The 25,992-nt window shown below is 51.3% G+C and carries 17 protein-coding genes; 6 read left to right on the top strand and 11 right to left on the bottom strand.

Going from position 1 to position 25,992, the window contains the following annotated elements:
* Positions 1-31: 31 nt before the first annotated feature.
* The 3 genes from IFU31_RS01925 to IFU31_RS01915 are packed head-to-tail and all read left to right on the top strand — an operon-like array spanning position 32 to position 3,080.
* Entirely contained in the window at positions 32-1,030 is a 999-nt protein-coding gene (locus IFU31_RS01925) for a glycosyltransferase family 2 protein (protein WP_122478386.1), read from the top strand.
* Positions 1,027-1,362 carry a 4-amino-4-deoxy-L-arabinose-phospho-UDP flippase gene (locus IFU31_RS01920; RefSeq protein WP_192102117.1) on the top strand — a complete coding sequence of 112 codons (336 nt, stop codon included), beginning with the start codon at positions 1,027-1,029 and terminating at the stop codon, positions 1,360-1,362. Before IFU31_RS01925 ends, IFU31_RS01920 begins: the two co-directional genes overlap by 4 nt.
* 53 nt (positions 1,363-1,415) lie before the next feature.
* Entirely contained in the window at positions 1,416-3,080 is a 1,665-nt protein-coding gene (locus tag IFU31_RS01915) for a hypothetical protein (RefSeq protein ID WP_192102116.1), read from the top strand.
* An 87-nt stretch (positions 3,081-3,167) separates the two neighbouring features.
* Here IFU31_RS01915 and IFU31_RS01910 read toward each other — a convergent pair whose 3' ends face one another.
* Positions 3,168-4,256, bottom strand: a complete 1,089-nt coding sequence (locus IFU31_RS01910) for an acyltransferase family protein (protein ID WP_192102115.1) — start codon at positions 4,254-4,256, stop codon at positions 3,168-3,170.
* A gap of 488 nt (positions 4,257-4,744) precedes the next feature.
* On the opposite strand from IFU31_RS01910, the gene IFU31_RS01905 reads away from it, so the two are divergent.
* On the top strand, positions 4,745-5,431 hold the full coding sequence (locus IFU31_RS01905; protein WP_342345276.1) for an acyltransferase family protein: 687 nt from the start codon (positions 4,745-4,747) through the stop codon (positions 5,429-5,431).
* A gap of 69 nt (positions 5,432-5,500) precedes the next feature.
* Here IFU31_RS01905 and IFU31_RS01900 read toward each other — a convergent pair whose 3' ends face one another.
* Complete coding sequence (locus tag IFU31_RS01900) at positions 5,501-6,595, bottom strand: FkbM family methyltransferase (RefSeq protein WP_192102113.1); 1,095 nt, start codon at positions 6,593-6,595, stop codon at positions 5,501-5,503.
* Positions 6,596-7,394: 799 nt separating this feature from the next.
* Between IFU31_RS01900 and IFU31_RS01895 the strand changes: the two genes are divergently transcribed.
* The gene (locus IFU31_RS01895) at positions 7,395-8,738 is read left to right on the top strand and encodes a WcbI family polysaccharide biosynthesis putative acetyltransferase (protein ID WP_192102112.1); all 1,344 of its coding nucleotides are present in this window, start codon (positions 7,395-7,397) and stop codon (positions 8,736-8,738) included.
* Positions 8,739-8,786: 48 nt separating this feature from the next.
* On the opposite strand, the gene IFU31_RS01890 is transcribed toward IFU31_RS01895, so the two are convergent.
* The 9 genes from IFU31_RS01890 to IFU31_RS01850 form a co-directional block, all read right to left on the bottom strand.
* A complete protein-coding gene (locus IFU31_RS01890) occupies positions 8,787-10,901 on the bottom strand; it encodes a GSCFA domain-containing protein (RefSeq protein WP_197979551.1) in 2,115 nt (704 codons plus the stop codon).
* 206 nt (positions 10,902-11,107) lie between these two features.
* Positions 11,108-11,785 carry a DUF4214 domain-containing protein gene (locus IFU31_RS01885; protein ID WP_192102111.1) on the bottom strand — a complete coding sequence of 226 codons (678 nt, stop codon included), beginning with the start codon at positions 11,783-11,785 and terminating at the stop codon, positions 11,108-11,110.
* Positions 11,786-11,800: 15 nt separating this feature from the next.
* Positions 11,801-12,925, bottom strand: a complete 1,125-nt coding sequence (locus tag IFU31_RS01880) for a glycosyltransferase family 4 protein (RefSeq protein ID WP_192102110.1) — start codon at positions 12,923-12,925, stop codon at positions 11,801-11,803.
* Positions 12,922-14,226 (bottom strand): glycosyltransferase, encoded by a 1,305-nt coding sequence (locus tag IFU31_RS01875; protein WP_192102109.1) that lies wholly within the window; start codon positions 14,224-14,226, stop codon positions 12,922-12,924. The genes IFU31_RS01880 and IFU31_RS01875 overlap by 4 nt, the downstream gene beginning before the upstream one ends.
* Before the next feature lie 65 nt (positions 14,227-14,291).
* Positions 14,292-16,124 (bottom strand): glycosyltransferase, encoded by a 1,833-nt coding sequence (locus IFU31_RS01870; RefSeq protein WP_192102108.1) that lies wholly within the window; start codon positions 16,122-16,124, stop codon positions 14,292-14,294.
* Between the two features lie 40 nt (positions 16,125-16,164).
* Positions 16,165-18,543 (bottom strand): glycosyltransferase family 2 protein, encoded by a 2,379-nt coding sequence (locus IFU31_RS01865; protein ID WP_192102107.1) that lies wholly within the window; start codon positions 18,541-18,543, stop codon positions 16,165-16,167.
* Positions 18,540-20,897 carry a glycosyltransferase family 2 protein gene (locus tag IFU31_RS01860; RefSeq protein ID WP_192102277.1) on the bottom strand — a complete coding sequence of 786 codons (2,358 nt, stop codon included), beginning with the start codon at positions 20,895-20,897 and terminating at the stop codon, positions 18,540-18,542. The genes IFU31_RS01865 and IFU31_RS01860 overlap by 4 nt, the downstream gene beginning before the upstream one ends.
* Before the next feature lie 150 nt (positions 20,898-21,047).
* Positions 21,048-22,562 carry a DUF4214 domain-containing protein gene (locus IFU31_RS01855; protein WP_122478364.1) on the bottom strand — a complete coding sequence of 505 codons (1,515 nt, stop codon included), beginning with the start codon at positions 22,560-22,562 and terminating at the stop codon, positions 21,048-21,050.
* Between the two features lie 17 nt (positions 22,563-22,579).
* Positions 22,580-23,398 carry a hypothetical protein gene (locus tag IFU31_RS01850; protein ID WP_163007613.1) on the bottom strand — a complete coding sequence of 273 codons (819 nt, stop codon included), beginning with the start codon at positions 23,396-23,398 and terminating at the stop codon, positions 22,580-22,582.
* Positions 23,399-24,126: 728 nt separating this feature from the next.
* On the opposite strand from IFU31_RS01850, the gene IFU31_RS01845 reads away from it, so the two are divergent.
* Entirely contained in the window at positions 24,127-25,950 is a 1,824-nt protein-coding gene (locus IFU31_RS01845; protein ID WP_192102106.1) for a type I secretion system permease/ATPase, read from the top strand.
* The last annotated feature ends 42 nt before the right edge of the window (positions 25,951-25,992 follow it).

The following is a 25,992-nucleotide window of genomic DNA, read 5'->3' as shown; positions in this document are numbered from 1 at the left end:
TGATCGCCGATGACATTGAATGGAGCTGTAAATGCTAGTAAACGATGTGAAAGTAGCTGTAGTCATTCCGAGCTACAAAGTCAAAGCACACATCCTTGGTGTCATCGAAAGTATCGGGCCTGAAATCCAGACGATCTATGTGGTCGACGACTGCTGTCCCGAGGGTTCGGGAGACTTCGTCGAGCAGAACAACCAGGATCCGCGCGTGGTGGTCCTGCGCAACCCTGAAAATCAGGGGGTGGGCGGTGCGGTGATGACTGGTTACCAGGCCGCACTGAATGATGACGTGGATATCGTCGTCAAAATTGATGGCGACGGCCAGATGGATCCGACACTCATCGAAAGCTTCATTTCGCCTATCCTTCTGGGTCATGCCGACTACACAAAAGGCAATCGCTTCTACGATCTCGAAAAGATTTCGGCGATGCCGAAAATGCGTCTGTTCGGCAACGCTGTCTTGTCGTTCATGACCAAGCTGTCATCCGGGTACTGGGATCTGTTCGACCCTACCAACGGTTTCACCGCCATTCATACCGATGTTGTGCGCCATCTACCGTTCAACAGAATCAGCCGCCGCTACTTCTTTGAAACAGACATGCTGTTTCGTCTGAACACATTGCGGGCTGTGGTGATCGACATCCCGATGGACGCGAAGTACGAAGACGAGGTCAGCAATCTCAAGATCTCGAAAGTGGTCGGTGAATTCCTGTTCAAACACATCCGCAACTTTGGCAAACGGGTTTTCTACAACTACTATTTGCGTGGAATGTCGTTGGCCTCTCTGGAGCTTCCGATCGCGCTGGTACTGCTGGTATGGGGTGGCATCTTCGGTGTCTCGCACTGGATCGACTCGCTGAACACGGACATTCCCACACCGGCTGGAACCGTCATGCTCTCGGCCTTGCCCGTGATCATAGGGGTACAGCTGCTGCTCGCGTTCATCGGCCATGATATTGCATCCAGCCCTCGACATCCGTTCCATCGAACCCGTAAAAAGGTCAAGGTCAAAGCGCGGGACAACGTTCAATGATCTACTTGGTGGCTGTACTGTGTGTTCTGGGCATCGCCGGTGGGCAGATACTCTTCAAATTGAGCGCGGCATCGCTGCAGCGCGTGGGTATCTTCGACCCTCAGACACTGATCACGTTGTTCACCGCCTTCGCGCTCTACGGTATCACCACCATTGCGTGGGTATGGGTGCTGCAGAAAATCGAATTGGGTAAGGCCTATCCGTTGATGGCAATGGCCTTCGTACTGGTCCCGATTGGCAGTCACTTCGTGTTCGGGGAGCGATTCAGCGTGCAGTACTTTGTTGGCGTAGCACTCATCATGAGTGGGATCGTAGTGGCTTTGAAAGCCTGACAGTCCGAGTTCTTCGCCTTCATTCCTCCAGCCGAGCAGTGGACCAACACTTCATGGAAGTTCAAAAGCATCAATCTGTACAGTCATTGCGATCGGCAGGAAAAATACTGTTCCTGCTGGTTGCGATGTGTTTTTTCCTCTACATCCAGTTCAGGGTGCAGATCAATAACGGTTTTTCCGTTCTCTATGGCGACAGCTACGATGCCGCCATTGTCGTAGCTATTCTCGAACATTGGTTGAATGTGTTTCGCGGCGATTCGCCATGGTCGCAGCTGTATTACTTTTATCCCTATAAAAATACGCTCGCGCAAACAGACGGCTATTTTCTGATTGCGGTGATCTATTCAGTCATTCGGCAATTTGGTCCCGATTCGTTTCTGGCTTCCGAATTGAGCAACATCGTCGTCAGAGCAATTGGTTTCCTTGGCTTCTACTGGATGATGCGCAAGGTCTTCCGAGTTTCCTACGGATGGGCCGTTCTGTCGGCAGGGCTGTTCCTGATCGCCAACAACCTCACGGTGCACGGCACACGGGTTCAACTGGCGACATTGGCATTTGCCCCCATCGTCACGGTCCTGCTGCATCAGGCGTACGTGGCGTTGCTCGCCGGCGACAGGGTCAGGTTGGGCGTCAGGGGCGGCTCGGCGGGCATCGCGCTGGGTGCGTGGGCACTGACCTGTTTCTATATCACCTGGTTCTTCATTTTCTTCACGGTGATCCTGGCTTTCGTCCTGCTCTGTGTCGCGGATCAGCAGCAGCGTCGGGCGCTATGGCAGGCCACGCTGCGCCATTGGTGGGTGGTTGCCAGTGTAGGTTTGATAGCCATCATTGCAATGATTCCGTTGCTCAGTGTCTACCTGCCCAAGGCAGCCGAGTCTGGAGTGCGTTCGTACGAGTCTGCCCTGAAGTACGTGGTGGAACTGCCTGGCATTCTGCAGGTGGGCGAAACCAACATACTATTCGGCACCATCTACAACAACGCTATAAAAGTGATATTTCCCGGTTACACCTGGGAGGGCGAGTACTACAACACAGGCATCGCGCCCATCATCTTCGTCCTGTTCTGCTTTGCAACCGTTGCCATTTTTCGTCAGCGTAAACAACACCCGATTACACAGTTTACCTGGGCGGTGAGCTTGGCCGTGTTGATCACATGGGCCTGTGTCATCAAGGTGAATGAAAGAAGCCTTTGGTTCTTCGTTTACACCTTCTTTCCAGGCGCGAAAGCGTTGAACGTGGTGAGTGCCTACCAGATCTTCCTAATGTTCCCACTGACCGTCGTCGTGACCGTGTACCTCGCGCGATTGCTTCCGCGGTTGCCAGTGTCGATTCTCTGCATTTTGGGCACAATGCTGATTGTCGAAGAAATGAACCGAGCCTACATCCATCTTGATCGGAAAGTAGAACTGGCCAAAGTCGCAAATCTGACTCCAGCACCGGCCACCTGCAAGGTGTTCTACGTCAGTGGATGGCCACGACAGGAATCAGTGATCGACAATATCTACGCTCACAACGTCAGCGCGATGCTGATAGCGGAGCTCTTGAGAATGCCCACGATCAATGGTTTCGCCTCGTTCAATCCGCCGGACTGGAACCTGGCGTATCCGAATAACAACGACTACGATCAGCGCGTCCGGACATACCTGCAAAACCACGCGATTACCGATGTGTGCAAGCTCGATCTGGCTACCAAACAATGGTCACCCGTGCCGCAGTGACCCGCTAATGGCTCTCTCACCGCGGCCCAGGCCCCGGTGAGACACCTGTAACGCCATCAATACTTCTCAAGCTGTCTTCATGCCCCGTCAGGGCAGGGGCCTTGCTTCACGTGCTCTCAAGAACCGCTGCGCAGGTCGTTCCAGGAATCTGTGGCTCAGCATGCTCAGTACGATCAGCACAGCGAAGAACAGCAGCATGACCCAGCCTTGATAGAACACAGCGCGCGCAAAACCCAGCTTGTCTGCCGTCAGAGCGAACACAATCTGCAGCGGAAAGTGAATCAGATAGGACGCATAGCTGATATCTCCAAGTACTGCGCCTGAGCGAAGCAGGTTGGGCCAGTAGCGCCCGATACCTGCAAGGGCTGCGATCAAGAGTGGGAAGCCGACGCACATGACGAAATACGTGTTCACGTTATCGCTAAAGCTTAGCTGATACACCCAAGCAGCAGCGCATGCCGCTGATACCAACGCCGTGCTCCGCCCCGGTCCAGCGTGACGCTCCAACCATTGCAAGCTGATGTAGGTCAGCCCGCCTACATAGAAACACAGCAGACCGCTGCCTTGCTTGTAGTAGTCAGGGTACAGATAGGCGCCAAGCGCACACATGAGCACTGCCAAGGGCAGCAAAAACCGCCCAGTCAGGCAGATCAGGAAGAAGGTGGCATACAGCAGCACCTCTACCGACACGGACCAGATTGGCGCGTTGAAGGACCAGCCCTTTTCAAAGCCCCAGGCGGGGGCAAGGAAAACGTTCAGGATCGCGTGATAGGCATCGTTGGCCTGATAGACGAACGAGCTCGAGTGCATCGAGCCGTAGATCACCTGAAGGGCAGCTACGACCACGAAGGTCACGATATGAAGCGGGTAGAGCCGGCTGAACCGGTCCAGAGCAAAACTATTTACCGTGATGGACTTTTCCAAGATTTTTTTAGCGAACAGCCAGAAAAAAACGAATCCCGAGATCGAGAAAAACAGCTGAACCGCCAGGCCTCCATGACCATAAAGCCCTTTGAAGGTGGCAAAAAAAGGCTGTTGTGCAGCAACGAATGCAGAGGGATCATCGGCGACATAGAAAAAATGCTGCCAATGCCAGAACACGACACACAGCGCGGCGAGGCCTCGGAGGGTGTCTAGAGTGTAAAGACGGGCGGCTGAAGGGGGACTGGCGGTCATGGAAGCGTCGACTGTTGGGTGGGAATAATAAGGATAGGCTCGGCAGCCAACTTTACGACCTGATAAACACTCGCACGTGGCGAGGTTGCAAAGTAATCTGCCAAGAGGCGAATGCTAACAGATCTAACAAGAGGCTGCCGCGTTTCGTTGCTATAGCAGCACAGATAGGGTATAAGGCCCAACTTCGACCAACTTAGAGATGAAAAATGGGGATTTTGAGACTGATATTGGCCATGCTTGTGGTACTTGGCCATATGGATATCAATTTCCTGGGGCTGCACCTTGCCGTGAGTGCTGTTGTAGTTTTTTACATATTGGCAGGGCATGTCGTCGCCAAGTTGTGGAGCCGACAAGATAATCTAGTATTGACTGAGCGTGCCAGTTGGTTCTATCGAGATAGATTTTTGAGGATCTATCCCCTTTATCTAGCAGCGCTGACCATGTCAGTAGTTCTATGGTAGCTAGGGGCAAAATCTATTTTTCTGGCCGTGAACCCATCGCTTTGGGCATGGCTTTCAAATGTGTTGATCGTGCCTTTGAATTTTTACATGTTCACAGGGGTGAACGATTTCATGCTGGTTCCTCCGGCATGGTCATTGGGGGCCGAGATACAGTTCTATATTCTATTGCCTTTCTTGCTCAGCAGTCGCAATGCCGCGTGGGCATTCAGCCTCGTAACCTTTGGCTGCTACCTAGGTGCTCAGTTAGGGCTGTTGAATGCCGATTTTTATGGGTATCGCTTGCTGGCTGGGGTAGGCTTCATATTCATGCTAGGCGTGCTCGCGCACCGGGAAGATCCGGTTTCCCGGACAGGTGTAGGCCTGGCGTGGGCCGGAAGCGCTGGATATGTGAGTTTCTTAGCCCTGACTGGTCATTCGGCAGCATTTAATCTGGACGTTGCGCTTGGCATAACCGTTGGACTGCCTTCGCTTCTGCTGTTCCTAAAATTTCCAAAGTTTGGAACGTTAGGGGCAGTTCAACGGTACGCGGGGGAGATGTTTTATGGTGTTTTTTTATTCCATTTTCCTGTGATCTGGTTATTGCAGATGTTGGGTCTCTATTCTAAGTCCAATGCATGGTTAGTCATTCTCATTTCGGCCGCAATAGCGTGGGGCTGTCATGCTGCTATTGAGCGGCCTATATGGAGAAGGCTGCGTCCGATTGCACAAAAATAAACCTAGATCAATACTGCATCCGGTCCGGAATTACCGAGGAGTCTCTTCAGCTAATTCAGCCACCCGTTGCTATTTGTTAAAACAGCTTTTGACCCATCGCAAAGGCGCGGTCAAACGCCAACTGGTCGACTGGTAGACGGCGTCTAGGCTGGCTTGGTGATGCGACTTGAGCCGCTCCAGCTCGGGTGGGGGCGGCAACGCGGATGCGGAGTTGCCAAAGCGTGTGTTGATCCAGACTTGAGTGCCATCCAAGTAGGTGAGAGCGCTTAAGTCAATGTCGCTGCCGGGACGAAATTTGCACGGTTTTTCATAGAGAAGCTTCCAACCATTATCGTGCAGCAGATCGATGATGCCGCCTTCAAGAGCCCTGCTGTGAGTCGCCACTAGCAGCACTTTGACCTTGCGTTGCAGTGCATCCAGGGAAGCACGTATAGATCTCAGTTCGAACCCTTGGATATCCATATGCATGAAATCGACCGACTCCAGCTCGGTCAATACGGAATCAATCGTGTAGGTGTCAATCTCTTGGGCATCGACTGTTATCCCTCGGTAGTCTTTGCTACTCCCATCCTCTATAGGCGATGCACCCCAGTCGAAGACGCTCTGAGAACCAAAGGAAACCTTTCCTACGGTGTCGGATATGGCGCCGTGGATGCACCGCACGTCTACGTAGCTATCTTGATCGCCTGCCGCTCCCGCAGAAACCTCATCAGGAAGGGGAAGACCATTGTCCGCAAGGTTCGTACGCAGCAGCGTGTGACGCTGCAGGTCAGCCTCCACAGCTAAAAGACAGATCTTCCTGATGCCATGCCGCAAGGCAGCCTTTGCACCAAAAACAAGCCAGGGCCCGTAGCCAGCTCCCAGTTCCACGATGGTGAACGAATCCTTCGCTCGTTCCAAAGCGTAGATAACTGCCAGGTACTCGATAGCCTCGGCATGCAGGGCATCGTCTGGAAACGGTATAGCCCCCAGTGCATGTTCGGCCGGATGGCTCTCGATCCCGAAATAGGAAAGGCGTGTGCGAACGCCGGAAAAGTCGGTGTAGAAGCCTGCGCAAGGGACGGCGTCAGGGCTACGATATTTTTCAAACGCTTGCAGGTCACTCAGTGGCACGCCCAGGTAGACCTGATTGTCCGAGATAGCGTCGCGTAAAGATTTTTCCATGTGAAGTCCGCCTGTAATGAATGATCCTATTCATCCACTCGCATTGACGCGAGAAAGCTGGCCCAGGGATTCTGTTGTTAAGTGGATAGAAGGTCAATCGTTTTCCAAACTATGTTTGCGTTTCTTGGCCGGGCATTAACAGCTTTCCCAGCTGCATGGGCGTGACAATCACTTGAAGATCAGCATTACGGGGCTGGGTCTGCACGCTGTTCAGACTAAGAAGTATAGAGCAGGCAGAAGAATAATTAGCGACGACATGACAAATCACTAACACATGGAAAAATCTCCTGGCCCGTTCGCGCCTATCATATGGAGGCAAAATCTTAGGCCCTATATGTGTAAAGTACATCGCTTTATCGTGTTGTTTGAAGGGAGTATCTCTGCGATATAGATGTAGTTGATTAGAGTATTAGCACTCAAGGAAGCGTAATTGCCCAGATTCAACGTCCACATGAAAAGCTGATTATTAATAAACCGCGTCGATATCAAGATATGATGACTGAGTCTCCTCTGTTCAAGGTGCACAGATGATCTGGTTCGGTCTTTAGTAGGAAATATCAAACGATCTGTCAAGGACGACCTTGATGGCACCATCGCTGGCGGTGAAGAAATCATTGTTTCTTTTCTGCAAACTTTGTATTACAGTGGGTGCGCTATTTAGAGCAAGGTCAAATCGTGAGATCGAATTCAGGGAGGGGTGTGCTGATGAGAGTATACCGGATATAAGGCCGCGATCTCGGATTTGACAAAGGTTAAGACTCGACTAGAGTTGAACCAATTGGCAAGGTGGGGAAAAGTTATGATTGGAATTGAAGCTATAATTAAAGCCTTATATTCGGGGATACTAGGACGAGAAATAGGTTTTGAGGAGTTGGAAGTACGGTTGAAATCAGATTCTATTCGCTTTGCGGAAGTTGATTATCTAAATAGATTAACTGCAGAATTAGTTGATTCTGAAGAATTTCAAATCAAGCGAGGGCTGAATCCGAGCGTTTATAATGTTCAGCCACCCGACATCTACTATGCTTACAAATTTTTCTTGGGCAGGCTGCCGGAAGGTGATGCCATTTACGAAGATAAGATGAGCTTTAAAAATGTCGAGCAACTATTAAGTGTTCTTGTCAGGTCTGAGGAGTTTATAGGTAATCTAATTCTGAAAGATGTGATATCGGTCCGTAGGAAGCCTGCAGGGTTTGCTTTGGATGTTATGGAAAAAATCTCGGTTGGACAGAAGAATATTATTGTATTGAGCGGTTGCCAAGGAAAGCAAATAGCTGATTATTTTCAAATAAAGACTGGAATAAAAACAGTACCTAATGTCTATCTAGGTAACAAGGAGTTAGTAAATTTCATACGGACTCAAGGAGATAGCTATCGAGGTATGCTGGCAAGCTATGACCTGATTTACACGCAGAAAAAAGAAGTATTTGATGTGCTGCAATCATATGCTGAATTGGCCTCTAAAGTAAGACTCATGCCAATCATAGAGCATGCCGGATTTCAGCCAGATCAAGTGTATGTTTTCAACGATTTAAGTCAAGAATTTGTCATAGGGCCGCTGGGTGAATACCAATCTCTAATCGTAGTTGCATCCTTTTACGCTGGTTACAGCGAGGGTCAGTGCAAGAATTTCTTCTGCAGCAGGGTTTATGCAGAATTGGGTTACAGTGAGCTTCAAAGAGACTCGCTAGAGTGTCTGCGTTTGATCGGTCTCGATATGGGCTATGCCATGGATGGTCTGATCGATAGATGGAATAAGTCAGGCAAGTGGATGAGAACTATAAATCACCCGTACAAGCATGTACTTGGAGATATGGTAGACCAAGCTCTCATGAAAGAAAGCATTCTTATTGAGCAGGATATTGATCAGTATGTCGTAGATCACTTGGCATCAAACGTCGACTGGCCGTTGTATCCGGATTCGCTAGAAGATTCGGACTTCATAAGATTCAAAGTGCCAAGTGCGCTAACTGCCAAATCTAATGTTGCTCGTTTTTTAGATCTGGAAGAATTTATTGACGCGACTTACAGATCTCTGGGTGGAATCGATCTCTCAAATCTACGATTTAATCAGTTAGGGCGTAATATCGATTTACAATTGACTATCAATGCTTTAGTGCGAGTATGTCCTAAGAGAAAGTGATGACTGCATTTCCGCCATTCACAAGATGATGAATGGCGGAAATACAAATTATTCCAGATCTGAATCTAAAGCTTCTTCATCACATACTATGGCGTTGTTTTGCGCCGCCTCCCTTAGCATAGCGGAAGAGCATGTAGCTTCTTTTGGGGTTTCAACGTGAGAGTAATGTTGCATAAAAAGCCGCATTACGTGATTTACACCTTCTGGACGAACTGATCTCAAATCAGCTTCATAATAGGAACCTTTGTTGAAATTGCCGGTTATTATTTCATAAGAAGGGAAGTAATCGCAGATCTCATGCCGTCTTGTTATGTAATCTGCGGCCGCTCTAAGCGCTGACTTACTATACGTAGTAGAGACTAGCACGTGACGGTGTTCATACGTTGCAACTAGAGGCACAGGTGAAACCGTCAAAATTATTCTGCATTTCGGGTTCACAGTTTCGATGCGTGATATAAAGGCTTCAAGGTCGGCAATTACATCGTGCGTTTCGAAATTTACGAACTCATAGTGCTGTTCATCCATCCCGCCAGCGGCAACGCCTGGAGCCAATGGGAATACTGCTCCGTCTTCGAGACGCCTCCAAGCTTCTGTGAGCCCTAATGTGAATACGAATATATCCACATTTTCAAACATTGTTCGAACGTGACCCAAGTGCTCTTCTCTGGCGGAAACGACCTCAGCAACTGTCGAGTATCCATTAGGTTTTACGAGAGGACGAAACGGGTCAACGTAATTTCCGTCCTTAGACTTCCATGCTTGGTCGAGGGGGGTGAATTCACCATATGCGCGATCAAAGAGTTGTAGCAGTTGTCTTGATGTATAAATGTTTCCATAACGAGCTGAGAAAACACCATAATTTAGCTCTGTTAGGCTTTCTGCATCATAGCCCTGATCTTCACCGTTTTCAGGCACGTAGTACGTGAAGCCGCTTTTAGATAGTGTCTTGGATATGTGCTGGGCAAAGCAACTTCCGGCAGTGGCAACTTTGTCTTGCCGCGTAAGTGAAAATCTAGATTTAACTACCGGATCTACATCGTTGCTTTCGACCTTCTCTACGGCACGGCGCCATAGCTGATGTGACTGGATTTTGGTATATGGATTGAAACCGGATGTTAAAACATCTAAAGCGTGCTTGTTGTGGCTGAAAAAATTAGTCTGTGTCAAATATTCTTTAAGATGCTTGAATTGATCAGAATCCAAGCGAAATGCGGTTAATGAATTGACCTCGTAAGTAGCGTAATGATCAAAGGACTGCGATACGAATTGCGTTAGAGACAATGTTGGAACGGGTCGCTGTGAAGTTCCCAGATGCTTTGCCTGCTTGAACAGCAGGCTACCTTCAAGGTTATGGAGTCTAGCTATCTCTGGATACACGGGCCAGCAGGGATGATCGGCTAGATGGTCAATGAGGTAGGTTTCGATGCTTGGAATAAAGCTAACGTTCGCATCTAAAAGTATTTTTCGGGCAACATCTCCTAGTACTGAAAGCTTCGGGTGATTTAAGGAATGCATGAAGCAGCCTTTGGATTTCCAGCGGGCTAACATTCCTTCCATGGTGAACGCCATCTGGTGTCCACGCGTGACAAGGAACTGATCAGAGGAAGCGCCATGGTCATAATAGCCCAGAAATTTGTAAATATCTGGGTGGTAAAGCGATACAGCCTGCTCCTTGCTTAAGCCTTGTTGCCAACACCAAAAGGCAATCATGGAATGATACTCGCCCATCGGGCCACCTAAGTGCGTGCCGTTGTTTTTTTTGACATATCCCATGTCAGGATGGAACGACGTGTAGCTGATTCCGGGTACGTAGCGAAGCTTGGACTCAATGCAGGGATAAAGCTCAATAAGGCGGGTTGTAAATAAATCAGAATCTAAGTGCTGCAGGATAATGTAGTCACATTCAGCTGCGAGGATATTTATCTCCAAGTTTCCTGTTTGCAATCCCTCAGTGTTTTGTGCGTTCAGTTCTATCGCGACTGCCGAAGAGCAAGAGCTCATGGCGTTAATAAGGGTCGCAATTGATACTGCCTGACAGTTCCCTATAATCAGAAACTTTGATCGTGCGGAGGACTCGAACGCTACACTCGAGTAAGTGCGGCGAAAATACTCTTTTGAACGTGTCAGTGTGCGAACAAGTTTGTCTTCGCTCTCGATGGCCATGTGGTCGGCTACGATACCCTCCGACTCAGGGTTTCTACCCAGATAGCGTAGGAAGGACGCAATAACGAATTCCCTTGATATAGCCATTGTGACTCCCTCCAAATTCTTTACTTAAGTGGTATGCATGCCTAGGAGCAATCTTGATCATGTAGTGGTACAAAGCGATTACATACCGTGAGTAACAACCTGTCGCTTCACCATCAATCTTAACTTCTATTTTGTTCGAACGAACTGAAATCAGTGCCGTGAAGGTCCGCAAGAACTAGATTAGGAGTGCGTTTTCGCTTGAACTCTTCGGAACGCATCATATCAAAAACGAACTGGTACCTCGCGCCTCCCTCAAATCGACCGTTACGAAGTGAGTTCAGGAAGCCTTCAGGATCCGGAATGCGCCCTAGCACGAGCAGGTATGATAATGCGATGAACGTATTATCTGGAAGGTGCTCAATTGATTTCAAGATTTCTTTTGCTACAAGAGCAATATTTTGATCACCAGGTTCATCTTCCTGCGCTTTGAGGTATTGCCTAATAGAAAGTGATGAAAGCACCTTATCCTCAGTCTTACTAGCGACGCCAGGTGTTAATATGCCATCTAATAAATTGAATATCCCGTTCTCTAGGAGGCTACCGCTGGCAAGGTCAGTTAACGACAATGTGCATTGTGACTTAGGCATATCACTCAGATGAAGCTGAAAAGAAAATCCGCAGTGTTCTGGGGCGAGCCCTGCCGCGTGAACATCTGGTCTAGACAGATTTGCTTCAACCTCTCTTATGTTAAGTTCATTAATCTTAACTAAAAGAATTTGTTTCGTCAGCTGGCTATTATAAATCCAGCCGGTAAATAACCCTGAGCTGAAAGTATCGACAATACCAAAAAAAGACATAATATGACCGCCTGTTTATTGCAGTTTTGAGCAAATGGAGAATACCTGTGCGCCGTAAGCGTCCCAGCTTTTACTATCGAGATATTTTTTTAGGTTTTCATTCCAATCGTCGGCGGTAGTGCAACCCATGTCCAACACGCTGGTAAGTTTATCTTCAAATATGCTGTAGTCACAGGGGTCGAAGTACCAAGCAAATTCGCGGCCGGCTTCCATGATGCTGGAAGAGCAGGAGGCTAAGACCGGCGTGCCACAAGACAAACCTTCTAATACAGGCAATCCGAAGCCTTCATATAGCGATGGAAACAGTAATAGAGACGCTTTGTTAAGAAGATCCCATTTGAGTTTTTCGCTTACGTAAGGTAGTCGAATAATCTTGCCGCTCTTTACATATTCATGTAGTTCATATTTAGCGATAAGCTCATCGAATGATATAAGCCAGCCATCTTTTCCGCAGAAAACGAATGAGTAGCTATTTAGTTGACCCAAGTTTAGTGAAATGTATTTTAGAGCAAGTTCGATGTTCTTTCTTGGCTCAATTGTACCCATTACCAACACAAACCTGTCGACGCCCTCTTCGGCAGGGGCTGTCAGTTTGCTTTTCTTAGGCAATGAAGCCCCGAGTTCTACAACATAGATATTTTTTGGGTCTGGTTGCAGATAAGTCTTTACATCATACGCGGTGGAATTGGATACACATATAAGTGCATCGGATAACTCGGCGTCTCGAATGATTGTAGTGCCATGGTGTCGAATAGTGTCGGCGTGATGGTACTCTGGGGATGTTATGAATACCAAGTCGTGGATAATCTGCGCATGTTTATCGAAAAAGAAGCGAGTCATGACATTCGGAAATAGCCCAACCGACATCTCGACTTCGTTCAGTCTAGATAGAAGCGGTTTTAGGTATATTTTCTCATTCGCTAGTGCATGCAATGTCAGGCCACTTTCCGCACTGATCAATCGATTAATAATGTGTTTTGGAATTATGTAGTCATCCCAAAAAAACTCTACGTCGTTCCGCTTAAGTCCGTGTTTGACCAGCTCAAGAGCGACTTTTGGTATTCCTGTATAAGAGAGTTCCTGTAGTGGGGAAATATCCATGAATATTGTCGGGCTTACAGCCTTATTGATTTTCATCATTTAGACCCTACTGCAGTAAGTACAAGTTTTGAAACGGCTTCAAATGAATAGTTGTTGATTATTGCTTTTCGGCATTGTTCTGCCATATTAGCTTTGGTCTTTGGAGCTAGCTGTCTCGCTCTTACTAATGCCCTCAAGATATCAAGTTCCGAGCAGTCATGCCATTGGAAACCCCAAGTGGAGGCATCGGAGGACGTCAAATGAGTTATTTCGGTGGGTATCGATGGGATAATTATCGAATTTTCTTCGCTAATATAATCACTCATTGCCGTGTTATCGGTTGTGATAGGTACAATGCCTGCCGCCATTGCTTCTTGTAGTGGCAGGTTTTGACCTTCGGCGCGCGACGGACTCATATAGAAGTCGAACAGGCTGAAGAACTCAAACTTTAATGGCTCTGGGATATAATCAGTAGTAAAGTAAATTCCATGCGCATCAAGTGCATGACTATCACCTAAGAACCAGCGGAGTATCTCGTACACTCTTTCGTTTTTCTCAGGGCTTGTAAATTTTAAAATGAGTATTGTATTTGGATTGTCGTGATGAAATGCATGAAATGCTTTAATAAGTTTTTTTAGATTTTTGCGGTTGTCGTGTGGATTGAGTATTTGTAGAAATGCCAAGCCACCGTTACTTTTTACACGCTGTATAACATGCGTCAGATCTGTTGGCCGGTTGTCTAGCGAGTGCTGAGAGTACATGAATCCGTGATTCCTGATACTTACTGGCCAGCACTTGATTTGATTTTTTTTGATTTTGTCCAGCCGTGAGCTATATTCTTCTACTCCACTGCTGAGCAGATGTCTCGCCGGCACTTCGCATGGTGCAGGAATAACATGTATGTTTTTGATGTTGTGTTGTTGTAAAACATTCTGCGTGAAACTGCAGCCTACCCAGACTTGATCAAAAGCCTTAAGCATCCTTAGGTCGTCACTGCACGGTAGAACTGGATCTGACGCGTACTTGGACTTTATCTTATCAAATTCCCAGGCGATGTGTGCAATATTTAAAAAGCCACCTGCAGTTCTTAGATACTGTGTGGGTTTGAATGCAATATGGACTTTTTTGCTACTAAAGCTATTAAATGCCGTCTCTTTGAGATTGAAGTCTCTATATATTTCAGGGTGTTTTAGGTCTATCCATGGCTGACCTTGGCTGTCAAACATGCTACAAAACTTGTCGCGAACGGCTCTGTAGGAGTAATGCGCTCTGCCTGGTTCTACGACATTCTTCACTCCGGACGCGTCGGCAATTTCCGAGCTGATCGCAAAGATATATTTCTGCTGAGTTTCTGATTTCATTCGATAGTTTCCGCAGCTTATGTCTATTTTTCAAGGATCAGGAGTGACACTATGCCTGACCCGCGCTAATTACTGTTTGATGTAAATTGCTGCAAGCTACTCAAATGAATGCGATACCTAGTACCTACCGCTTCCGGGGAGAACAGTTCATAGAGCTTACTGGTTCGATCACTACTCACGCAGGTTGCTGCCCTATGAGCTATCAAAGCATCTCTCATCGCCGCTGCCGCGTGCGTTACATCTGGCTCACCCCAAAAGTTATCCGCGCTCTCAACGTAATCACTTGCCGATGTACTGACGAGTGTATACGCAATGTGGTACCCACCAAGCTGTCGGCAGAAATCGATATTCCCGCCGTAATCTGTTGCCACAACATTGATACCGACAAGATATGCTTCCGCTATTCCACGTCCAAAACCTTCTGCCTTATGCAAGGACACGAAGCAATCGCAGACACTGTAGAGGTTCAATACCTCTGCTTTAGTCAGCATTGAGTCAAAGATCAATATCCTCGGGTCTGATTTCGTTGCCATTACTATTTTTTGCCAAGCTTCACTTTTTGCGTTAGGCCGCATACATTTAATCAGCAGCCGTACCGAGTCGTTCTCAGGAGGAAATGCTTCTGCAAAAGCCTTAAGTATCGCTTCTGGATTCTTTCTCTGAATAAAAGAATTTCCGTCAAATGAGAATACAAATATGTATTTATCCTGAGGCAAATTCCATTTTATGCGATCCCTGATAGCGATAAATTCGTCCGGGAGTTTCACTGCCATTGGCATGTATCGAACTGGCTTGATCGTGGCGGCTTGCGCGGCCCTTTGAATGTGACGACTGGAGGCCCATACTTCATCAACTAAACTGAAGCAATGGTTCCAAGCATTCGGCCAAATGTGAAGTTCCCACGGCCAGTAGCCAATAGTGTATCTCCCCTCGAAAATACTACTACCTTTCTCGAGATAAAGTCGAAGATGTTCTAAAGCTGTAAGGCAGATCAAGTTTGTTGCATACACCGGCGTTTGAGTAACCCAGTGTTCGACACTGCGATCGGCTTGACGTATTTCTGCACCAGGCTGGAAGTCTATAATAGTGAAAGGTACCCCGGCGGCGGATAGTGCATGGGCTGCCATCCGCACGTCCTCACCTATTCCGAGTTCGCCGAATGCGTATCCGATCAGATTTACCCCGTAAGGTAGTTTTTCAGGCAGGCACTTCAGCTTGGCAGGTGGCCAAGCCCTCGGTACCGTTTGCAGTAACAAGGGAAGGGATGTCTCAACCATGCCTTGATTTATAAGCCATTCTTCGTATAACAACACACCGGTACTGGTGGCGAGGTCAAAGAGGCTGCTTAGGTCGCTTCGGCTGGAATAGACTAATGATCCAAATCGGGAGCTGAATAGCTTATTAGAATCCAACCAAAAGCGTTTTTCGTGAAGCGTAACGTCCTCTGCGGTTAAGCCCAACTCTCCCATTCCCCCTTGAAGCCAGTACCAGGATAGGGCACGGAGCTGATCTTTTTCAGTTTCAAGCTTCGAATCGATACCTAGGTCCTTCCGTTCCTCTATAGCGAGGTGTAGAAGGCGCGTAATGCCTCCTGACCATCTCGTCGATGGAACGTCAGCACATTTCGCAAGCTCACTCCAAAATTCTGAAAGTTCTTGTAGTGCAATGTATTCCCGGCGTCCATGGACCACTATCCACGCAAGAAAATGCCGCCTGCTTTCCTCGTCGGACAGCGTATAGCGGGGAAGTAGATCCTCACTTCTTAACTGAAGTATCGCCAGAAAAAGTGCATAGAACTTGCTTGCGCCAGCCACTTCAAGACTTGGTATCGTGGACGAATAAGTTTCGCAGGCCCCTTTACCATCTGCCGCAGTCTTGAGGATTTCAGCTATTGCCATGTTCATTCCTTTAGCAAGATCTTATATTCGCGAGGTTCAATCATTTGGGTGCAGTCATGCTGCCAACCATGGGCTCGTTGGTACGCGCGCGAAGCGGCCGGGGTGGCATCGCCAACCCGCCATAAGGACCTGAAAGATAATCGTGCGACATCCCTGGATGATACGCGGGGTCCGCTGCGCCTCCTGCCGTCCATCGCGCGACGAAGTTATCCTGCTCACGCTTGGCGCGAGCCCGGCGGTCGATTGATACGTCTTTCCCACGGCTTGCCGACTCCGCATGTATGAGCAGGGCAAAGGCGTCCCATATCAGTCTTCCTCCCGCTGCCTGTACACGCAGGCACAAATCGACATCGTTGAAAGCGATAGGGAAAGTTCCTTCCTCCATTCCGCAATGTTCCAGGTACAAAGCGGTTGCCATCAACATACAAGCCCCGGTGACGCTGCTGGAGCGATGGGATAGCTGGTTAAGTCCTAGATAGCCCGCATCGCTGGCGTTCAGATGATTACCGGCGTGGGCTGCCAATCCGTTGATCCCGATGATTACGCCTCCATGCTGGACCATTCCATTGGCCCACAGAAGCTTCGCGCCGACGACATCCACGCTCGGCCGCACGACTTGGCTCACCAGTTCTTTCAACCAGTCATCCCCAAGGATCTCGATGTCGTTATTGAGCAGACAGACGAACTCCCCAGTCGCTATCTCTGCCGCGCGGTTGTTCACGGCTGGGTAGTTGAAGGGGAAGGGATGCGGCAGTATTACCACCCCGCGATTCTCCAGCTCAGCCAGGTACGTCAGGGTGGCGGGATCACTCGACTCATTGTCGATGATGATGACTTCCAGATTCGGATAATCAGTTTGGCGCAACACCCCCTCGACACAGGTGCGCAGCAACTTAACCTGATCCCGAGTAGGAATCATGATCGAGACTCTAGGCAATACTGCCGGCAACGGCCAACGAGCTCTGAGCAGGCCTGGGAAACCTGCAATGGATTCCACCAAAGCGCCTTTGGACATCGAGTCGACCAGCCAGGACATGGCGGCTTCTCGTCGCTCGCAGCGTGGTGCATCCACAGGTGTTACCGGACGAGCCGTATGCCGGTGGTAAATCACTTTAGGAATGTGCGTGACTTCGAGCGCGTCGCGCTCCGTTATCAGCGCCACGCCTGCCAGCAGTGAATGCCAGTCCAGCGATGAAGTATTCAACCCCGTGAGGGCGGCATCTGCAGCACGCTCAAGGAGGCGTGCGCCGAATATGGCACCAGCGGAGAACAGATCGGCGCCTATGAACAGATCAACATCCCATACGGGTTTGAGCCATGGAGATGAACGTGCGCCCGTTGGGCTGTCGCAGTCGCAGTCCCCGTATGCCCATGCAGTGTCGCCCTCCAGCAGTGGTACAAGATAATCAAGAGCATACGGGGCAAGCCGATCACCGGCGCTGACCGGAATGACAGTGTCACAGCCTTGATCCATCAGGCGATGGAGTCCACTGAGTATGTCCGATTCAGCGACTACTTCCACCGCTTTGATTTGATGGCTTTGCTGGCTGAGGCTGAGTCTGGACAGCCCCTCCAGTTCTGCATCGCCGTTGCTGAGGATGAGCGCGCCGCATGTAAGGCCGAGCCCAGCACTGGCTGGCCGGGGTTGCTGGAACACCTCGAACCATTCCGGGTAATGATGGAAGCCTGCGCTCTTGGGCAAAATCAGCTCTTGATGACGGGCAACTTCCGCCAGCAACGCGAGCTTTGGATTGTCTTCGATGGTCGAGGTATGGCTGCGCAACAACGCTTCCAAGCCTTCCGGCCAGCAGCACAACGTCAGCGGGCTACCGGATAGCGGCTCACCCAAATCATTTTGCACGTGCAGCGTATGAGCTTTGCCGTCAGCGAGTGTCCAGGGTAGATCCAGTTCGAATCCATGATTACGACTGGCCTTGTACGCCAAGGCATGATGAAGCCGATCCGCCTGAGCACTGACCAGTACATTCGTCCCTTCGCGGACATGGATAGTGACGGAGCGGTTTGGATCGGCGGCATCGAATGCCCAGCCACTTATTCTCAAACCTCCGGTGTGCCAGACCTGAGACGCGGCGGGAGCCGGCTCGGAAGGCATTGCTGCAGGGAGTTGGATGGTGCCTGCCAACCATTCGGACTGATTGGCAACGCGTGCCGTAATCACGTTGCCAGTACTCAACCAACTCTCGCGAAGTTGAATGGCGAAGCCGTTGAACTGATCACCTGCTTCCGCGTCTGGACAGAACTCGTTGGCTCGTACAAATGCCACGCTACTGCCGTCCACATGGATCTCCACCACCAGTTTCAGATCCGGTTTAGCAGCATCCATCGCCCAGCCTTGTAGCACATCACCATAGAGCCCGGTGAGTCGCCCGCGAATAGTGGTTGTATTCTGATCGTTCATAGTTCTGTCAGGCTCGAAGCCTCTGTCCTTGATCTATCCAGCTGCGCGGGCGCGCAGGAGGTGGATTCGCTGATGGCATTTGCTCGCATTGAGTGAAGCGGTATGTCATGCAAGGCAGCCATCCGTATGCAGTGCGCATCGGGGAGTAGGCCAGTATCCAGAGTGGCAAGCACTTTACATCCGCTAAGCGTCACCCACGTTGCCCGCTCGAACCCAGGGGAAGGAGTCAAGCCTTGCACCGCTCCTGTGGCAAGTAGGGTTTTCAATGCTGGAGTATCGCCTTCTACACAGAAAATAGTGGACGAAGCGGCCCTGCGGAACTGTCTAGCAACTTGAATCCATCTCTCAAGCATTGCCGGTTGCGACAGATCGTCTGCGATGAGCATCCGCTGTGCTGGCTTCTCGACTATTGAGGGTCTATGCGTGGGGTTGCAGTTCGCCGCTCCAACGGACGCAGTGAGGCCGACTGTGTCGAACGTTTGCGTCAGATCGGCGGGCAACACCGGGCCCCCTGCGTAAATGTAATTTGCTACCCCGTTTTTGATCAGGGACGTTAGATGGCCAAACAGTACCTTGCCGTCTTTAGGAAGGGTGTAATCGATGACCAACGCCAAGGGCTTCATCGGAGCTGAGAGTGTCGCAACAATGCCGGTGGCCCCCTGTCTGTAGACGAGACTCAACGCAGAGTTTTGTGGCGAGTCCGGCTGCACATGAACCGCCATGGCTGAACTGCAGATGATTGCTTCGCTTTTCAGCCAGTTGCACAGGCTGCCGAAGCGCGCTCTTTGCAGAGCGTTTCGAGCCGGCCGCAATGGATCCCGTTTGCAGAACGCGTCATAGTCCGCCTCGGCAGTGGGGAAGCGTTTGCGCAATATGGCGTTGTTGTAGGCAACCCTTAGTTGTTTTTCTTCCTTGAAAGATACCCCGCCTTTATGGGCCACGAAGACGTTGGGCGCACCAAGATGGCGGAAGCCATGCTGACGCGCTCGCAGACACCAGTCCGTTTCTTCGCCATAACCCCGGCTGAGGTGCACTTCGTCCAGGTAGCCCACCGCATCCAGTGCGCTGCGTTTTATGTAGAGGCAGAAGCCGCATCCTGTCTCCAACTCTACCGCTGGACTGTTGACGGTGCGCGCCAGTTCGTCGAGTTCGGCGTGTTCGGAGGCTGTCGGCATTGGCGCGCTGATACGGCTGAATGGAAAGCTCATCAGTTCGCCGTTGTTGGTGAACGGCGTCACCGAAGCGATATCGGCTGCTGTATAGGCCTTGTCACGCAGACGGTCCAGCCAGTTGCCGTGTACGCGCGTGTCGGCATTTAGCCAGACCACATCTTGCAGGCCACTGAGTGCCATTCCGCGATTCATGTTTCGGATGAAACCGAGATTCACCGGGTTCTGGATCAGCTTGATCTTGCCTTTGCTTGCCAGAATCTTGAGCGCTTTATGCAATGCCGGAACTGGGGTCGCGTCATCCAGTACCACGATTCTGTGGGGAGTGCGGTTCAATTTGCGGGCTGCAATCGCACTGTTGATGCACTCCAGGGTTTCCTCGAGGCCGTCATACACGGGAATCAATACATCGACTGGCTGCGTTGCGCCCGCTCCCTCAAGTGCCGGGGGGGGAACGAAGGTAGGCATCGCCGAAACAGGGCTGCCCAACAAGGCTGCCCCTGTCCCGAACCGTACCTGCACCGCCGGCGTTGGGTTGGGGACCTTGATTCGGATGCCGCCGTGAGTGGAAGGAAGGCCGACAGCTGTGAGCAACGGGTGTGCCAGATTCGCCGTAACACTCATCGCCTGGCCGTTGGCTTCGAGGTGCAGGGTAGGGGCCGTTTGCGGATCTCTCAGGTCGACTGCCCAGCCCTGGATTTCCTTGTCATCAGGATTGAAGCGAACTACGCCGACAGTGGACGCAGTATCGGGCTGGGCGAGCAGCAACTTGAGGACGAACGAGAGCTCGGCTGCTTCAGTGATATCAGGAAGGTGAGCAAGGATAGACGCGCGCAGATCCTGAGGTGATTCTGATTGGCTGCGAGCTTGCCACAGGGTCATCCGCAACGAGGCATCGTTGGGGTTTTTCTGCCAAGCCGCACTCAGGTATTTCTTCGCGGTTTCAGGTTGGTTCTGGAGCAGAATGCATCGGCCGACCAACGCATGTACGTCTGGTCGATGGGGTAGGAGATGAGCTGCGTTACTTAGAAAAATAAATGCCAGCTGAGGATCGTGCGACAACGCATCGATACCTTTCCAGATCAGAGCCTCCGGTCGGTATTCGGATGTCTGCATGGCGCGCTCCAGCGCTACAGCGGCGAGGTCATGCTCATTGGCCTGACGGTGGCGGTGAAAAATGTCCATGAGCGTTTCTCGCTCACGATCAAGGTTTCTGGACATGGGCTGTTCGATTCGCCATTCAAAATAAAAAGAAGGGCGACCCTAAAGTCGCCCCTTTTTTTCAGAACACGCCCAGCCTTTCAGCTGGACGTATCTTCAACTCGGCAGGGTGAGTTACACCGCGCCGTGCAGTACTACAACGTTGTCGATGTGAGCGATCGCTTCCTGCGAACCGATGATGCCGATGGCAACGTCAGCCTGAGTAGCGCCGTTGGCCAGAGCCTCGACCCAACCTGCTTTACCAGCAACGTCGGCTGCAGCCTGATCTTCGGTACGGCCCAGTGCTTTGACGTACAGGTCGTTCAGGAAGTTGTCAGTCGACTTCTCAGCAGCTTCGGACGAACCGAGGATGCCTGCAGCCACTTCGGCACGGCTTGCACCGTTGACCAGTTGACCGACCCAAGCGGACAAGCCGTCTTCGCCTGCATCACGGCCCAGAGCGGCAGTGTACAGAGCTTGGACGAATTCGCCGTTGCCGCTGTCTTGGGCGATGGCTTCTTGCGAAGTTGCAATGCCGGTGACAACGTCTACGAGCGAACCACCGCTGGCCAACACGCTCAGCCAGTTTTGAGCGCCAGCGGCGTCTTCACCGATGTTGCGGCCCAGCAGGGCACCGTACAGGGTGTCGATGAACGCGGTGTTGTCACCATCGGTGTACTCGCCAGAGTTCAGGAAGTTCTGAGCAATGGTGTTCAACGAAGTACCTTCGTTGACCTGAGTAGTCCACTGTTTGGCGCCAGCAACGTCGGCGTCACGGCCGAGGATACCGTCGTACAGACGCAGTGCAGCAGCTTCGGCTTCGTTGTGAGCCAGCGCAACGGTGCTGATGACGCCAGCGGTGTCGGTGAAGCTCAAGAACTCGGCGTTGGTGATGGCCGCGGTTTGACCCAGACCTTGAGCGCCGTTCAGCGTGACGTTGAAGTTGTTGCCTGTAACGAAGCTGTAGTTGGCGGAAGAACCTTCCAACTGAACGACGTCATAGCCAGCGCCGGTGTTCACTACGTCAGAGTGGTTTACGCCGCTCAGAACGATGGTGTCATTGCCGGTACCGGTGGTGATGACGTTGTTGCCCAGGCCAGCGACTACGGTGTTGTTGCCGTTGCCAGTGGTGATGACGTCGTTACCGAAGCCAGCGTCGATGTAGGTGTTCTGATCGCCAGTTACGGTGATGATGTCGTCGCCGTTGCCGGTTTTGACCAGGAATTCAACAGCAGTAGCAGGATCAGCGGCAACAGCGGCGGCTGCGATGCTGAATGCGCTGAAAGTCGACACTTCTTCAGCCGGAGCTACTGGAGCTACAGGAGCAGCAGCAACAGGGTTGAAAGTGACGTTCAGGTTGGCATTGCTGTCCAGTACGAACGCTTTGGCCGAGGCCAGCGAATCAGGAATGGCCAAGGTAACGGTGTCGCCAGTACGGCCAGCGACAGTACCGGTTACGACTTCAGCAGCAGCAGTCTGACCAGTTGGAGTCAGAGGAGCCGAAACGCCATCCCAGCTAGCCAGGTTGACGGTGGCAGCTGTTTCCAAGCTCAGCAGGGTGCTGATCGCGGCCGCGGTAGCGGACGAGAAGTTGGTACCGGTCAGGGTGGTCTGGAACGATTCGGACGAAATAGGGCTGTCGTATTGCATGTGTAATTCCTGTTACTTCAGGCCATCTGGCCCGTGCTGCTGATTTTCTGCTTCAATGCAGAGTTTTCCCACGGAGACTTATTGCGGGGAGCGTTCATCTTCGTGACGGGATCTATGGAGAGATGCAGCGCCACCAGAGGCTCGGTGCCTGTGGGGCCATACATCATCTGGTTGGCCACGACGAGTTGCGGCGAGGAGCCGGAGAACACGATGTGGCCAGACAATTCGTAGAGGCAGCGGTTGGGACCGACCAAACTGAAGCCTGCCGAAATAAGCGGAGAGGCTTTGCCGCGTGTCCCGGTGAAGGTGCCGGCAGCCACGTTGGGGCTTGGGCCCGAACCGGCGACTGTTGAGGTGTAGACGAGATCCACGCCTTCTGGCTTGTTTTCCCAGATGACGCAAAAACCTTCCAGGCGTTTCGTGCCGTCATGCTCACCCACCCACCCTTTGGTGGATTCAACGTCGCCTGCGCCCTGGAGGTGCGCGATGAGCTTGAGCGTGGCGGGGGAGGCTGTTGCCGCGAGTGCCGGGCTGGGCTCTGGGGTCGCAACGACAGAGAAATTGCGCATGATGGCAGGAGAGGTGTCTATACGGTCGATGCGCAGATCTATCGGATCAATTTCAGCATCGAACATGTGATATTCGGTGATCAGAACAGTGGCCACACCACTTTTGACACGGGCAACTATTGTATCGCCCAAGTGTGTAAGCATGTTCTTGCTCACACCCTCAGCCGGGAAGAAGTCGATGGACCCTTTGCCCAAAGGCGCTTGTTGTAGTGCGATGCAAACAGGCTTGTCTGCAGGGGGCTGCGAAGCATAACGAAAGATGTACATTCCAGGCTCTAGCAGGGTGACCCGCGAGCTGATCTTCAATCCATCTAGTGCATGCGAAGGCAGTGACATGAAATTCCGATTTCCTGTTGGCTTGAACACACTGTGCCATTGAGAAATGACAATCCCGAAACAATAACGTGGCCAGTGGCGGCGTCCCTTCGAGCGAGAATGATTGAGCCAGAGAGGGGAGGTTGTCAATCGTCGCGTGAAAAAAATCTTACATTCCCGATCAAGCCACCCTTGGAGGGGTTGGCTGGGGGGACTAGCTTGGGGCAAGTGGTTTACAAGTAGCCACGTGGCCACTGTGGAGACGCGATAAAAATCTACTACAAAACCTTCAAAATCAAAGGCTTAGGACAACTAAGCATTTGTAATATTTAATTACGACAAATTTCAGTCGCAATATTAGTGGCACTAAGCTATTACCTACGGCCGCATCGGAATCTTCCACTTGACAGACCATAATTGATCGGATCTACGGCGATGGTTTAAATCTGGATTTTAGTTCCGATCCGTGAAGCGGTCCGTGGGGAGCCCAAAGTTTCATGCACAAACTGAATAAAAAATTAAGAAAAAAACCGTAGTGCTGCACCGTCCGGTTCCATATGCTGCCCATGTTTTGACCCGCACTACTGGCCTCATAATGGGGGTCGCGGCAGAACCTCCTATCAAACGGAAGCGAGTGGTACACTGCGCATCGTTTTCGCCATTTTTTCAGTACGGATACTATGAGTCGGTCACACGAGAATAATCTGCAAGCGGCTTTAAAGGCCTGTAAAACCAGCTTCCTCTCGGTAGGTTTCTTCAGTTTCTTCGTCAATGCGTTGATGCTGGTTCCAACCTTCTACATGATCCAGGTGTCCGGCAGGGTGGTTCCTGCCAGCAGCAATTCAACGTTGTTGATGCTCACACTGATCCTCACCATTCTCATGATCACTATGGGTTCGCTCGAGTGGGTGCGCTCGAGAATCATGGTGCGCATCAGCAACCGGCTCGACGTCCTTCTGAGTCGGGATGTGTACCGGGCCAGTTTCAAGCGCGCGCTGAATAGTGGGGGGATGGATGCCACGGCCCAGTCGTTGAATGACCTGACGTCGCTCCGCCAGTTTTTGACCGGGCCCGGCTTGTTTGCGTTCTTCGATGCTCCCTGGTTTCCGATCTACACCGCCGTAATGTTCCTTTTCCATCCGTGGTTCGGCTGGATGACCGTGGCGTCAGGTCTGGTTCTGGTCGTGCTGGCGTTCGTCAATCACCGGTACACGGCGAACACCCTTGCCGCGGCCAACAAGGAAAGCGTCAGCTCCAACGTCACGACCAACAAGACATTGCGCAATGCGGAAGTCATCGAGTCCATGGGGATGCTTGAAACCCTCATGAACAGATGGGCGGTTCGTCAGCGCAAGGTGCTGATGCTGCAGTCGGAGGCGAGTGACAAGGGCGGGACCATTACCTCGATTTCCAAGACGTTCCGCAATTGGGCCCAATCGATCATGCTGGGTATCGGCGCCTATCTGGTGATCACTCATCAGGTGACACCGGGCCTGATGATGGCGGGCTCCTTGCTGCTGGGCCGTGCGCTGTCTCCCATCGACCAGATGATCGGCAGCTGGAAAGGGTTCATCGCTGCGAAGGTTCAGTACGGCCGTCTCAGCGACGTACTGAACAAACTCAACGCAGAACCGGAGCGCATGCCGCTTCCGGCGCCGCAAGGGCACATTCAGGTCGAGAATCTGGTTGTAGCGCCCCCGGGAGCCAAGGCTCCGGTGATCCGCAATATCAGCTTCGTTGCACCTGCCGGATCGATTGTCGGCATCGTCGGGCCGAGCGCGGCGGGCAAGTCGACATTGGTGCGCGCCTTGATGGGCATCTGGCCGACGCAGCACGGTGTGGTTCGACTCGATGGTGCTGATATCAGCAGTTGGGACAAGCACGAGCTTGGGCCCTATGTGGGTTATCTGCCTCAGGACATCGAGCTTTTCGAGGGCACCATCAGCGACAACATCTCCCGTTTTGAAAAAATCATCCCTGAAAAGGTGGTACAGGCCGCGCAGACAGCTGGCGTCCACGAGATGGTGCTGATGCTCCCCGACGGCTATGACACCGTGATCGGTAGCGATGGCATCAACCTTTCGGGCGGTCAGCGTCAGCGAATTGGTCTGGCCCGTGCCATCTACGGCAATCCGCGGCTTATCGTGCTCGATGAGCCTAACTCCAACCTCGACGAGGTGGGTGAGCGCGCGCTCAGCGTTGCATTGCAGAAGATCAAGGAGACAGGCGCCACCGTCTTCATCGTCTCCCATCGACCCAATATCCTTTCGCGGCTCGACCGCATATTGGTGATGTCCAACGGGACGATTTCTCTCTATGGCGAGCGTGACAAGGTCATTGCCGAGCTCGCAGCTCAACAGGCAAAAGGTCAGGCCCGTGTTGCCCAGCCCGGCCCAGGCCCAGGCGCGAACGGTGCGACAGCGCCCGCTGCGCCTAATCCGCCGGCACCTCCTGCAGGCCCAGGCGCGCAGGCGCCCGCTGCTTCCGCACCTAACGGCGCTTGAAAGGAATTCATCAGTGACCAGCAAGGCTATTACGACGTTCGA

The organism is Pseudomonas sp. CFBP 13602 (genome assembly GCF_014842725.1).
In the GTDB taxonomy this organism is placed as follows: Bacteria; Pseudomonadota; Gammaproteobacteria; order Pseudomonadales; family Pseudomonadaceae; genus Aquipseudomonas; species Aquipseudomonas baltica.
This window is presented reverse-complemented; position numbering and strand designations above follow the sequence as displayed.